Consider the following 13,505-nt stretch of genomic DNA (forward strand, 5'->3'; position numbering starts at 1 on the left):
GTTGTTATTTCACTGAAATTTTGTACGCAATGGGCTGGCTCCTGTCGACGCCTATCACGGGAAGCCTTAATCCCTCATCCCTTCGCTCATACGACACTGAGCCATAGCCCAGGAGTTCGACTTCCGCGATTTCACCGTGAAAGACAGGTTTTATGCCGTTGTGATAACGGGCAAAGCTGCGGATTAACACGTCCTGCTGGCCTTCGGGATTCATGCAAAAGGCATAAATGAATCCATCACGCGTCGTAAAACGGATATCCCTGCTCGTCCACTGCGTGCACGACTCGCTAAACATGCCTTGCTGGATATGCGTAGGACCTTCGCCTGCAATCTTCCACGGACGGCTTGCATAAATTCCCTCGCCGTGTGCGCGCAACCACGTACCGACACGGTGTAAAAGCTCTCGATCATAAGGTGCCAGCGAGCCGTCTGCCCGAGGGCCCACATTGAGCAGCAGATTGCCATTTTTACTGACGACGTCCACCAGTGTGGTGATTATTTCTGTGGCGCTTTTATACTCCAAATCCCGTGTATATGACCAGGAATTGCGCGCAATGGACGTGTCCATTTGCCATACAAAAGGCTGAGCATTATCAAAGCCACCCCGCTCCACATCGATAATGCTCGAGCCCCATGCCATAGCATCGTCTTTGGAGCATATGCTTGCAGACCGGTGATTTTCGTGAGCACGATTATAGTAAAACGCCGCAAATTTTCGGACATAGGGTTTGAACGCCGTATGCTGGATCCACCAGTCAAAATACATAATTTCTGGCTGATATTTATCCACAATTTCACAATTACGGAGCAACCAATCCTCAAGAAACTCCTGCGAAGGCTCGGGACGACTATGAATATCCTGATTATCCGGTTCGACTTGCGCCGGGCCGTAAAAATCCTCATACAATCCACGAGAAATATCGGAGTCAAATTCTCTGCCATGTCCCATAAACCACCAATGCTCGGCCCGATGATTCGAAGTGGCAAAATGCAGCCCTTGGTCTTGTGTAGCTTGTTTTAATTCCGCAATAATATCCCGATGTGGCCCCGTTTCCACCGTATTCCAAGGCGACAAGGCACTGGCATACATCTGATATCCATCGTGGTGCTCACTAACCGGCACGTAGTATTGCGCTCCCGCATCAGCGAAAGCCTCCAACCACTGTGATGCATCAAAATTTTCCGCCGTAAATTGCGCGATAAAGTCTTTATATCCAAAATCTTTCTGGGCACCATAGGTGAGTACGTGATGCTGGAATTCAGGACTGCCCTCGATGTACATATTGCGCGAGTACCATTCGTTCCCAAATTCTGGCACGGTGTACAGGCCCCAGTGCGTAAAAATCCCGAATTTTGCCTGTGAAAACCATTCAGGTACGCGGTGACGACTCAAGGATTCCCAGCTTGCCTCATATGGGCCGCGCGCGATAACCTCGTCGATATAATCCACGCTAATTGTCATAGTCTTCACGCTTCCAATCAAATCCCACGGATGTCAACCACGCATGCGCCAATATCATGGCTCCCCGCTCGTTTGGGTGGACACGATCGGCACTAAATAAGCAGGAGTGTTGAGATTCCAAACAACGATTAATTGCGGCTTGCATATCGATAAATACGCAATGCTGACGCTGTGCTACCTGCTGACAGGCCTCTTGAAAATCCGCTAATAGTGCGCGCATCGGGTCATCAAAACTGCGCTCAAACATGACCGGAGAAAGAACATAAATGCCCTTGAGCTCAGGAAGTTGCTGCCGTGTTTTTTCGATGAGTGTGTCATAGACCTGGGAAAAGTACGCCACATCATGTGTGGGAGCCTGCCTGAACTCTCCATCAAAATGCCGCCAGACGTCATTGATACCAATCATGATGGATACATAATCCGGCTGGAGCGCAAGGACATCTGTATCCCATCTGTCCGCCATCGCATCTATATCATCACCGCTGAAACCAGAGTTTATGGTCATGTATGCATGGTCGGGATACACGGCAGATAAGAGGTTATGAATGTGATTGACATACCCTGTGCCAAAGCCCCAGCCGCCCGGCATTGCGGTATAGTCTCGACCGGCATCCGTGACGGAGTCCCCCACAAAAACTATGCGTGAGTGTGGTTCGAGTTGTATGTGTGCTATGGAATGCGCCATTGCATAGCCTCGCTATCTCATGTGACGTGTGTAGTACAGTTTCGGCAATTGTGTGCCGAGGTTTTACAGGAAACGGACGAATTTGCTGAGGTTTGCACAGTAATCTGCGCCACCTTCACAGCAAATCCGTCCGATGTTTCAGCTTATCCACTGAAATCTGTGTGGAATTGCTTTATGTGTGTGCAATCCCTGGCTGAGGATGAGTAATCACCGCTTGCGCGTTCTTACTCGGATTTATTGGCGTATTCCTCAGCAATCTTCTTTCGGGCTTCGTCCTGCGCTTTGGCATTCGCCATATCTACTTCGAGCACCTTATCCATGCCGAGACCATCCGTTGTGCTTTCCATTTCGCGCAGAATCTGGTTGAAGCTGGACTCGTCTTTGGCAAAGACTGCCTGCCACGAGGAGGTCACGATCTGCGTCTTAATAGAACCGCGCAAGGTAGAAATTTGCGAATCCTCATCTGGCTCGATAAATGTAGCACCTGGAGCTACGAGTAGCATGTTATTGGCCTTCAGATAATCCATGGTGGTTTGAGCGCCACCCATATGCTCGGACCAATCCTGAGATAAGGCGTTCTGAGAGTTCTTCTCGATTTCGCTTGGCCACATGGTTGCGCTGTAGGCATAGCCTGTGTCTGGATCCGTATCGTATGGCAGCACCGTTGGGAAGTTCAATGCGGACACACCTTCTGTGTAGGAACCGCCGCCGTACTCGTCCGGCACGTTTGCAGTACCGCCGTTGAGCACGGTTTCGCCAAAGTCTGTTAGCACAGGCTGACCATCTTTAATCTCCCAATTCAAACCCTGAGGACCAGCAGAACCACTGGTCTGAGCGCCACCATCGTACACGCCTTCTGGAGAGTACAACCAGTTGATGAACTTCACCAAACGCGACTTATTCTTAGCCTTGGCACCGATGGCGATCATCGTATTATAACCGTCTGGAGTAGCACCGAAGGAGAAGATCTTCTGATCCTTCAACGGCGCAATCATAAAGCCTTCGCCCGCATTCTTATGCTCTGTGGTGTTGTAAGCAGCTTGACCCAACCATGGCCAGAAGGAGAAGAGTACCTTGCCCTCCTTGTACTTGGAATTCATAGTGTCATAGTTTTGGGTGGTGGACTCGGGATCGACGATGCCTGCCTGGTTTGCGGCGTAGAAGAACTTCAGCACGCGCTCGTAGATACCATCTTTCTGCGTTACGGATTCAAAATCAGAACCGTCTGCCTTGGCCAGCACAAAGCCCCTCTCATCAAAGCCGTAGTAGCAGGTTGGTTGCTTGGCGTTGTTCATCATGTTGCCATCCCAGTCCTTAAACAGGGACATGGCATAAATAGAGTTATCGCCGGTCTTTGCACGAGCGGCATCCTGCATGGACTTGAGTACTGGAATTAAATCTTCCAGGGTATTAATATCTGGATAGCCCACTTCCTTGTAATAATCCCAACGCAGGTATGGGCCGAAGGTTGGCTCCAGGCCTTCTCCCGCTTCAGTCGGGTTTCGCGTGGATACCGATCCCGGAATGCCCCACACGCCGGAGGTTTGTCCGATGACGGAATTGAGATTGTCTGTAGCATCGGAATACTTCTTGATGTAATCCATGCCATCGAGGTAAGGCGTCATATCTGCAATCAGATTTGACTTAACGAGCTTGGCTCCACGACCAGAGCCGTACCCTGTGATGATAATGTCACCTAAATTGCCAGCCGCCGAGCGCGTATCGAAGAGTGTGCTACCACCGCCTGCAACGTTTGGAGCGATGATATTGAGTTCGATATTGAACTTATCCTTCACAATCTTCGCAAACCAACCCTTTTGGATGCCTTGGTAATTTGCGAGTTCATCGAAAACATCCACGGTCATCAGCTGACCGTCATCGGATGTGTCCACAGCCGTCGAAGAACTATTCGATCCGCAGCCGGATAGCGCCATTGCTGTAGTCAGCACTGCAGCCACAGCGGCTATTGCCTTTTTCTTGAGAGACATTATTTTCTCCTTAATCTTTCTCCACACCACTTCACCGTGATGCGTAAATTCGTTTTCCCATTCACTGTTTCTGTGCGAGGTTGAAGCCTCGGAAGGCTTTAGCCCTTCACTGCACCCAGCATCATGCCCTTGACGAAGAAACGCTGGAAGAATGGATAAACGAACAAAATTGGTAATACGACGATGACCGAAACAGTCATGCGAATTGAGGTAGGTGTCTGCTGGGTGGCCAGAGCAGCCACATTCATAGCCGATCCCGCACTGGCCTTCACAGACGCAGCTAAAGCATTTGCTTGGTTGATGTAGGTGTACAAGAGATACTGAAGCGAGTAGAGCTTCGAATCCGTCATATAAATCAGGGTGTCCTGGAAGGAGTTCCACTGGCCCACAGCCGAGAAGATGGCAACCGTTGCCAAAATTGGCGTACACATTGGCAAAATAATGCGCCAGAAAATCGTCAGCGTACCCGCGCCATCCATTTCTGCTGCTTCTTGCAAGCTGGCAGGAATCGATTCAATGAAGGTCTTCACCAAGATGATATTGAATGGCTGCACGATAGCAGGCAGCACGTATACCCAGAAATTATTGGTCAATCCCAAGTTTTTCATGGTGATAAACATCGGAATCAAGCCCGCATTGAAGTACATAGTGATGATGACGAAACGGTACCAGAATGTACGTCCCCACATGCGCTTTTGCGTGAACATAAAGCCCAAGAAACCGCTGGCGATAACCGTCAATCCGGCACCGAGCACTGTACGAGCCAAAGAGATAAAGGCTGCTCTGCTCAAGCCCTCCATCAGGAAGACTTGCTTGTAGTTCTCCCAGTGGATGCCCTGAGGCCACCAATTGACTTGACCTGCAGCGGATGCAGAATTATCCGAAATCGAATTAATAATCAGATAATAGAAAGGATATACGCAGATGAACGCAAAGAGGATAAAGAAAGCAATGTTAAAAACATTGTAAATTTTCTCTCCACGCGTGCGACGCATCGCCGGCGAAACGCTTGTCTTTACTGTTTTTTTCATGATTTTTCCTTACTTTCGCTGCGCCGTTTAAATGATGGATTCACCGCGAGTGCGCTTCGAAATGAAGTTCACGATAAAGAGCAAGCCCACGCTTACCAAAGATTTCAGCATCGAAATAGCTGTAGCAAGCGAAAGTGAGTTGCTACCCATACCGACGTTGTACACATACAAATCCAGAACCTGGATGTGCTTCAAATTGAAAGCGTTCTGGAAGACGTAGTACTGATCCATACCATTGTTTAAGAAGTTGGATACGGACAGCATCAGTAGGACGAAGAAGGTCGGCATCAGCTGCGGAATGGTGACATGGATAATCTGCTGGAAGCGTGAAGCGCCATCGACTTGCGCTGCTTCATACAGCTCCTGGTCAATACCAGAAATACCTGCTAAGTAAAGGATGGCACCCCAACCAAGGCCCTTCCAAATATTCCACAGCAGCATCTTGAGCCACGTGTGATCATCGGAATCGAGGAACTTAATTGGCTCAGAAATCCAATGCCAATCCTGCAAAAGGCTGTTAATCATACCTGTGGAAGAAAAGAGCGCAAAAGCCACTGCGTAGACCAAAACCCAGCTGATAAAGTTCGGCAGCGTCGTCAGTGTTTGCACCAAATTCTTAAACCAACGCGCACGAATTTCGTTGAGTGCAACGGCGAATATCAGCGGGAAGAAGGCCGTCAGCAAGTTCAGACCACTCATAGCGAATGTATTGATCAACACTTGACCAATAGCCTGCACCTGAGCCGGATTTTCCACCAGCATTTGGAACCATTGCAAGCCTACAAATTCGCTTTGCGACAGAGGAATAGGTGGCTGGTAATCAAAGAATGCGTAAATCCAGCCGAATAGTGGTAGGTAGCTAAAAAGAACTGTGAGAATGAGGAAAGGAACAATGAGAAGCCAGATCTTAAAGCCTTGCTTCTTCTGCTCTTTCGATTTTGGGGGGCGAGCGATATTCGTATTCGATTTCGAGGTTTTACGCGAATCTTTCCGCGATATGCGCCCCTTCAGCGAACTGCCTTGCTCACCTGCTGCCACAGATAAAGACATTTCATCTCCTTCTATCAAGCACACGCTCAGGCACTGCTCCATTGCTTACTCAAGGCGCAAGTATCCCCTGCGTGCTGCTTAATCGCCATGCCGGTCCGGCTTGGTGACAGCACAAAGTACTAACTGCATTGAGCTTTGCTATGTGTGTTGTAACCTCAGCGGTGAAGTTGTGCCTTTTACTATAGAGACGTCAAAAATTGGCTCAAAAGTTTTTTGATTATTTCGAAGGCAGATGTGAGTTATTCTTACAAAGAGATATCGAAACGAACACTTTCTTACATATTTTTATCGAAATGTATGCATTTGGCTGTGCTGGGTGTACTATGGATTGTTTTTTCAGTAAGACTTAAACGTTCAGTTCATTTATGCCGTCTAACTTTCGAAACCACCCCGTTCAAAGATTTCGATGAGCACAATCGAAATTTCGAAGAAAAATGTATTTATAAAATCTCGGACGCTATAGTGAAGCTATGAAATTTAACGTAAATGGGCGGTTTTGGGAATTTATACGCCAATGCGTGAGTTTTTCAGCGTTGAATATACTCTTCGTACTCACCCTCATCCCCACCATCACTTTCGGATGCGCGCGTACAGCGTTGTACAGCACGATTTTTGCTTATCAGGACAATCCTGACATTGTCTTATGGAAAGAATATCTGAAGCGATTTAAAAAGGAATTTCTTCCATCGCTGGCTTCATCCATGATTTATTTGGCAACCACCGCTTTGATACTCTTCAGCATCGTATTCTGGAATGCACTGGATACGAACTATGCTTACTTTGTTTTGCCGGTGCTCATTCTTGCTACCGCCATTGCCGTGTTGAGTTTCGAATTTCACTTCCCACTCTTAGCGCGTTATGCGGCTGCGTTTAGTACCACGTGGAAGAATTCACTCATGCTTCCTTGGTTTGCCTTTGGTAAAACCTTGCTTCTTCTTTTCATCGATATCGCCTTTCTCGCGATAGTCGTGTACGCTCCTATTCTGCGCGTAGTTGTGGTTGTGCTCGGTTTTTCATGGGTAGCCTATGCAAAATCCTTTATTTTCCTACGCATTTTTAGCAGTGTGGAGAACGCAAATTCAGGCAAGCGCGAGGAAAAGCCGGATTATTCACTGCCTACGGCGAGTATTGAGTAGTCGAAGGCAATTCGCAGCCTCTTATGCCGACTGTCTACGTTGCAATTCGAATCCAGACACATATCGGCGCGGTTCGCCGTTATACCCCTCAATGCGCTCAATGAGATATTCCACAGCTTTTTGTGCATATTCATCCACGTGCGGATCAATCGTAGTCAACGTTGGATTGGAATAATGCGCTTCTGGCACATTATCAAAGCCGACGAGCGCCACATCTTCAGGGATAGAAATACCGTTTTTCGCCAACTCATGGATGACGCCGAAGGCTAACGCATCGTTCGCGCAGACGATGGCATCCGGAAGCTCCATCACCTTATTGCGCACATTATCCAGCAGATTTTTCACAACCTGCGTGCCATTTTTGTGATCGATGAGCTCACTGCGCAAAATATAGCGCATATCTACAGGTCGCTGTGCAGCACGCAGAGCATCACAGTACGCCCTTGTACGCACCGTAACCGTACCATACTCAGCATGGTCAATTCTGTGAAGATATTGCTCTTCACTCTCCCCGGCCTTCATCATCGGAGCGCCGGCAAAGGCTATTCTTTTCTTGCCTTTACGTATCAGTTCATCCACCGCAAGCATCACCGCAGCATGACCCGCCATGGTAACGCTATCCACCTTGTTGAAGGCACTGAAGTCTGATGCGAGAACTACCGGATATGTTTGCTTAAAAATATCAGAATCTTCTCCCGCTACCTGCCCCGTGAAGAAAATCCACCCGTCTGCAGGGAGCTTGTGTGTTTCCGCTAAGATAGATTCGACATCTTGATTGTGATACCCGTATGTGCTCGTCAGCACACCATATCCACGCTCGCGCGCAGCCTGAATAATACTATCAGCGAGATAAGGATTAAAAGGTTGAGAAAAGTCTGCAATGCCCAAACCGATAAGCTTCGTCGCCCCCGTACGCATGCTTCGGGCGGCAAGATTCACCTGATATCCCAATTTATCGATGACTTCGCGGACTCGCTTACGCGTTTCAGGACGCATATTTCCCGTATTGTTCAACACGTTGGAAACAGTTTTAATCGACACCCCCGCTTCTTTTGCTACGTGAGTAATGGTGACTTTCTTTACCATAATGCTACTCTTTCTTTCTTTTAACCCTTGACAATACTGTATCCAATGCTGCGCCATTTTATGAATGTGGGCATGACGCTTTGCGCATCATGCCCACATCTGGTGAGGAGAGGAATGAGATTTACGACTTTACAGAACCGGCAGTAAGACCACCCACCCAGTAGCGTTGCAAGAAGAGGAAGGCCAGTACCATAGGCACAATCGAAATGAAGGCACCCGAAGTGACTAAGTTCCAGACCTGCTCGGAAGCGGCACCTGCTTGGGACTTTACCTGCCAGTTTGTCAGACCCACGGTAATTGGGAAGAGCTTTTGACTGGTCAAGACCACTTGTGGCAGGAAGTAGTTATTCCATGCAGCGACGACAGACAGCAAGAATACTGTGGTCACAGCCGGCCGCATAATAGGAAGTGACACTTTCCAGAAGGTGTAAAACTCATTTGCACCATCCACGCGTGCAGCCTCAATCATCTCATCAGGGAGCGATTCATGGCAGTAAATGCGCATAAGATACACGCCCATAGGGTTGAGCATGCTCGGCAAAAGCACCGCCCAAATGGTATCGGTCATATTGAATTTACTCATGAGCAAGAATGTAGGAATCACCAAAGCCGTAGCTGGAATCATCAATGCGCCCAGAACGATATTGAAGTACAGGTTCTTTCCACGGAAACGGTATTTTGCGAAACCATAGCCCGCAAGAACGGAGATAGTCGTTGCGAGGAAACCTCCCACGAAAGCGTAGAAGAAGGAATTGAAAATCCAACGCCAGTAGATTCCACCCTGATAGTTCACTAAGGCGACGATATTGTCCCACAAAGCGAATTTACTATCAAACCACAAGCTGCCATGCGCGCCGAAGAATAAGCCGGAATTCGTCTTCGTAGACGCTACGAATAACCACCACACAGGCACAATGAAGTACACACACGCGATGACGAGCACAGCTACGGTGAATACGCGCGGATGGCTTTTGGCTTTGTTGAAAGGAATGTCAGCAGATGAAGTTTTTGTATTGGAAACAGTGGAACGTGCCATTTTAGTCCCCCAATCCAGACTGTTTACGCGTCAATCGCATGAAGATGACGCTAAATATGACCACAATAAGACCTAAAGCAAAGGAAACCGTTGCAGAATAATTGGTCTGGTTGTAATTAAAGGCGAGCGCTTGAGCATACATATTTGGTGTGTATTCCGGCTGAATAACCGTAGGCGCTTGATTGCGCAGTACGTTTGGCTCTGTGTAGAACTGCAGCGTACCGATCAACGAGAAGATGGTGACCATTACCAGCGATCCTGAAACCATGGGAATCTTAATCTGGGTAGCAATTCTCAGCTCGTTGGCACCATCGATGCGAGCGGACTCATACAGGCTTGGTGAGATGGATTGCAATGCAGAGTACAAAATAACCATGTAGTATCCCGTCCACTGCCAAGTCACCACATTGACCAAGGCACCGAAAATACCTTGAGGGCTCAGAAAGTCTGGAGCTTGGAGACCGAAGAGATCAAATATGGAGGTGAATGGTCCCATGTTCTTTGAGTACATGAAGCCCCACATCAGCGCGCCGATAACGCCCGGCACTGCGTATGGCAGGAAGATAAAAAGCCTGCTGACAGAAGCGAAACGGTTTTTCAAAGAATCCATAAGCAATGCAAATATCAGTGCTAAGCCTAATTGGATAGGTACCATCACCACTGTGTAGAGTATGACGCGTCCCATACCCGTTAAGAAAATAGGATCTGTAAATACGCGTTGATAATTGGCAAATCCGGAGAAGTATTCACCATGAACCTGCGTATAGGTAAAGAGCGATACGATAAAAGCGTATACCAATGGAACTACGAGAAAAAGTACAAAAACAATTAAGAATGGTGCAGTAAAAATCCATCCCCACAAGCCTTGGCGACTTAAACTTTTTACTTGGTTTTGCTTATTTTTATTCATTTTATTCCTCTCAAACTTTCATTCGCCTTTGAATGCGGTGAAGGAAAAGAATGTGGAGGCGGGCGGAGAAACCCGCCTCCACGATGGTGTTGGAGAAGTGTTATTCTCTACTCTGTAACCGTAAAGCCTTGCTGCTTTGCGTACTCATTGAGGGAATTCGTTAGCGCAGATAACGTGGAAGATGTATCTTGACCATCACGAACGATGCTTGCAAATGACTTGCTTTGAGTGTCATAGGCATAGGTCTGGAATGGCAGGAAGTCATCGCCCTTGTATGCCTGAGCTGTAGGGATGGTTACTTCATTAATCTTCTGGTCGCCAAAGAATGGGTCTTGCAAATTCTTGAAGTAATCCGATTCGAGCATCTTCGTCCATGCTGGGAAGAGTCCTGCTGTGGTGACGCCAATCTGCTGTGCTTCATCGGAATCGAAGAGATCGTGCGCGACCTGTACGGCCACCTTGGTATTGGCAGCTTGATCGGTTACTGCCCACGCGGAACCACCTTGGTTTACGGATGGCGTGGAGGAATCCCACACTGGAGCTTTCGCAATGCGGAAAGTGCCCTGCTCGGAACCATCTAAGCCCTTGAGATATCCACCGAGCCAGGAAGCCTGTACATAAGCGGCGTACTTACCGGAGAGCATATTGGTATTCCAATCCGTAGTGTTGGAATCCGTCGTATCTACTAAGCCTTCTTCTACAAGGCCGCGCCAGTAGTCCATCACATCTTTGACTTCTTGACTGTTGAAATCGATGCCCACCTTGTCTGGCGTTTCAGCGGAATAGTTATACACCTTTGCTCCCTTTTGAGCAAAAAGTGCCACATTCACAGCAGTACCGTTTGGAGCCCAATCGGAAAGGTAACCATCGTATCCTGCAGCCTTCAAATCGCGACCTGCTTGTGCAAATTCTTCCCAGGTGGTTGGAACTGCAACGTTGTACTTATCAAAAACAGCCTGATTCACATACATAACGAATGGGCCCAAATCCACCGGCACACCGTAGACGGAGTCACCACCACCAATGGTTACGCCATTCCACGCACCTTCGGTGTATTCGCTCTTATACTTCGCGAAATCATACTTGGTCAGATCCACCAGATGCTTTTGCGCACCCGCCACGAATTGAGGCATTGCTTCGTACTCGAGCTGGATGATATCCGGGCCACCTTTGCCCGCCTTGATAGCATTCTGGAACTTGGTATATTCAGGTCCACCCTGACCTGCATTATTCCAGCAGACTTGCACATCATCATGCGTTTCGTTGAACTGATCTACGATCTGCTCAATTGCTGGATACCATGCCCATACAGTAACTTTTTCCACGCCCTCTTTCTTAATGGTATTTTGGCAGCTTGCAGAGTCATTCTTATGTGCATCTGTGCCTTCAGCCGCCGCAGAGGATGAGGCAGAAGGGCTACATGCTGCCAAACCAATTGCCATACTCGCGGCCGCAACCGTAGCTAATACCTTCTTAATTTGCATGAGATACTCCTTTGTTCTCTATCTTTTCTCTCTTACTTCACCTCAACTGCAGTCCAGGAAACCGCTGGAACAGTAAGAGTTACCTGCGTGCCATCGTCGCTTAAGCGCACGGTGTCATTGCGGGTAGGTGTGACGCGATTTTGATTGTCCTCTGTGTTTGCAGCATGGATATCATCATCGTGCACGGTTGTTGCGCTGACGGATGCCCATCCACCAGTTGGCAACGAAATTTCGACATCTGCAGCGTCGTTCAAGGAACGATTCGTCAACAAAATGGCATACGAGCCATCTTCGCGCTTCACCACTACAGAATTGACAGACTCCACTTCTCCATAAGCCTTCGCTTCCACAGGAGTGGACGACTGCTTTGGCTCCAACACCGTGCCGCCCTTGGTGAGCTGAGCGGTGAGTGAGAATGGATAGAAGGTGGTCTGCCTCCACGCATCCCCGCCCTTGACAGTCATAATTGGAGCAATGACATTGACGAGCTGAGCCAAAGATGCGGCCTTTACACGGTCGGCATTCTTGAGCAAGGTGATCATCAAGTCACCGAAGACCACAGCATCCACAGCACTGTATACATCCTCAAGCAAATGTGGAGCTACAGGCCAGTTTCCTATGCCTTCTGGCACCTTGCTTGGCTCTGCACTTTGATACCAGACATTCCACTCATCGAAGCTAATAAACACATCATGCTTACTGCGCTTCTTGGCCTTCACCGTGTCGATAATGGAGCCGACTTCCTTGATAAAGCCATCCATATCCACGGCCGAAGCGAGGAAGCTCTGCATATCGCCGTCGTAATGACCCGGCTCGTAGTATGCGTGGCAAGATACGAAGTTCACCAAATCATAGGTGTGCTCAAGTACGGTTTCTTCCCACTGGCCAAAGGTTGGCATGTTATGAGCAGCCGATCCGCAGACCGCTAATTCTAGATCCGGATCGATTTGGCGGATGCCTCGTGCCACATCCGCAGCCAAAGTGCCGTAATCTTCTGCACTCTTATGACCCAGCTGCCACGGTCCGTCCATTTCATTGCCCAGGCACCAGAAGCGGATATTAAATGGCTCTTCAGCGCCGTTTGCCTTGCGCTGTTCGGAAAGCGCGGTACCTCCTGGGATATTGGAGTACTCCACCAAATCATAAGCCTCTTGCAGACCACGCGTGCCCAAATTCAGAGCTTCCATCAGCTCATTTGGCTGACCATCCACGGCCACCTTTTTCAGCCATGCGTGCATTTCGTGCAAGCCAAATTCGTTTGTTTCCGTCGAGTGCCAAGCAGTATCGAGACGGCGGGGACGGTTTTCACGAGGGCCTACGCCATCTTCCCATCTATAACCCGAGACGAAATTTCCACCCGGATAACGGATTGTGGTGGCTCCCAGCTCACGCACGAGGTCGATGACATCCTGACGGAATCCATGCTCATCTGCGGTAGGATGTCCCGGTTCGTAAATGCCCTCGTACACACAGCGTCCCAAATGTTCTACGAACGAACCAAAAATACGCTGTGGCACTGGGGAGAGTTCAAATTCATCATCGGCAACGATGCGAGCGCGCAGATTTTCTGTGCTGTTGGCATTGCGTGCGTCAGTCATATATGCTCCTTAATTAACTGGAATATGCTGAAGTGAAGC

11 protein-coding genes are annotated in these 13,505 nt (G+C 48.6%); 1 reads left to right on the forward strand and 10 read right to left on the reverse strand.

What is annotated here, in order from left to right:
• Window positions 1-4: 4 nt before the first annotated feature.
• From D570_RS0104885 to D570_RS0104905, 5 genes are all read right to left on the reverse strand, one after another.
• Window positions 5-1,462 carry an alpha-L-fucosidase gene (locus D570_RS0104885; RefSeq protein ID WP_018143281.1) on the reverse strand — a complete coding sequence of 486 codons (1,458 nt, stop codon included), beginning with the start codon at window positions 1,460-1,462 and terminating at the stop codon, window positions 5-7.
• Window positions 1,452-2,147, reverse strand: a complete 696-nt coding sequence (locus D570_RS0104890; protein ID WP_018143282.1) for an SGNH/GDSL hydrolase family protein — start codon at window positions 2,145-2,147, stop codon at window positions 1,452-1,454. Before D570_RS0104890 ends, D570_RS0104885 begins: the two co-directional genes overlap by 11 nt.
• Window positions 2,148-2,371: 224 nt before the next feature.
• Window positions 2,372-4,135 carry a type 2 periplasmic-binding domain-containing protein gene (locus D570_RS0104895; protein WP_018143283.1) on the reverse strand — a complete coding sequence of 588 codons (1,764 nt, stop codon included), beginning with the start codon at window positions 4,133-4,135 and terminating at the stop codon, window positions 2,372-2,374.
• A gap of 98 nt (window positions 4,136-4,233) precedes the next feature.
• Window positions 4,234-5,166, reverse strand: coding sequence for a carbohydrate ABC transporter permease (locus D570_RS0104900; protein WP_018143284.1), 933 nt, complete (start codon window positions 5,164-5,166; stop codon window positions 4,234-4,236).
• A 27-nt stretch (window positions 5,167-5,193) separates the two neighbouring features.
• Window positions 5,194-6,216, reverse strand: a complete 1,023-nt coding sequence (locus D570_RS0104905; RefSeq protein ID WP_018143285.1) for an ABC transporter permease — start codon at window positions 6,214-6,216, stop codon at window positions 5,194-5,196.
• A gap of 518 nt (window positions 6,217-6,734) precedes the next feature.
• Between D570_RS0104905 and D570_RS0104910 the strand changes: the two genes are divergently transcribed.
• Entirely contained in the window at window positions 6,735-7,352 is a 618-nt protein-coding gene (locus tag D570_RS0104910; protein ID WP_169331227.1) for a YesL family protein, read from the forward strand.
• A gap of 21 nt (window positions 7,353-7,373) precedes the next feature.
• On the opposite strand, the gene D570_RS0104915 is transcribed toward D570_RS0104910, so the two are convergent.
• The 5 genes from D570_RS0104915 to arfA form a co-directional block, all read right to left on the reverse strand.
• The gene (locus tag D570_RS0104915; RefSeq protein WP_018143287.1) at window positions 7,374-8,438 is read right to left on the reverse strand and encodes a LacI family DNA-binding transcriptional regulator; all 1,065 of its coding nucleotides are present in this window, start codon (window positions 8,436-8,438) and stop codon (window positions 7,374-7,376) included.
• Between the two features lie 121 nt (window positions 8,439-8,559).
• Entirely contained in the window at window positions 8,560-9,474 is a 915-nt protein-coding gene (locus tag D570_RS0104920; RefSeq protein ID WP_018143288.1) for a carbohydrate ABC transporter permease, read from the reverse strand.
• Window position 9,475: 1 nt separating this feature from the next.
• On the reverse strand, window positions 9,476-10,384 hold the full coding sequence (locus D570_RS0104925) for a carbohydrate ABC transporter permease (protein WP_018143289.1): 909 nt from the start codon (window positions 10,382-10,384) through the stop codon (window positions 9,476-9,478).
• 107 nt (window positions 10,385-10,491) lie between these two features.
• Complete coding sequence (locus D570_RS0104930) at window positions 10,492-11,868, reverse strand: ABC transporter substrate-binding protein (RefSeq protein WP_018143290.1); 1,377 nt, start codon at window positions 11,866-11,868, stop codon at window positions 10,492-10,494.
• A gap of 32 nt (window positions 11,869-11,900) precedes the next feature.
• Complete coding sequence (gene arfA, locus D570_RS0104935) at window positions 11,901-13,466, reverse strand: arabinosylfuranosidase ArfA (protein WP_018143291.1); 1,566 nt, start codon at window positions 13,464-13,466, stop codon at window positions 11,901-11,903.
• Window positions 13,467-13,505: the final 39 nt, after the last annotated feature.

Origin of the sequence: Alloscardovia criceti DSM 17774 (assembly GCF_000376885.1) — a bacterium.
Lineage (GTDB): Bacteria > Actinomycetota > Actinomycetes > Actinomycetales > Bifidobacteriaceae > Alloscardovia > Alloscardovia criceti.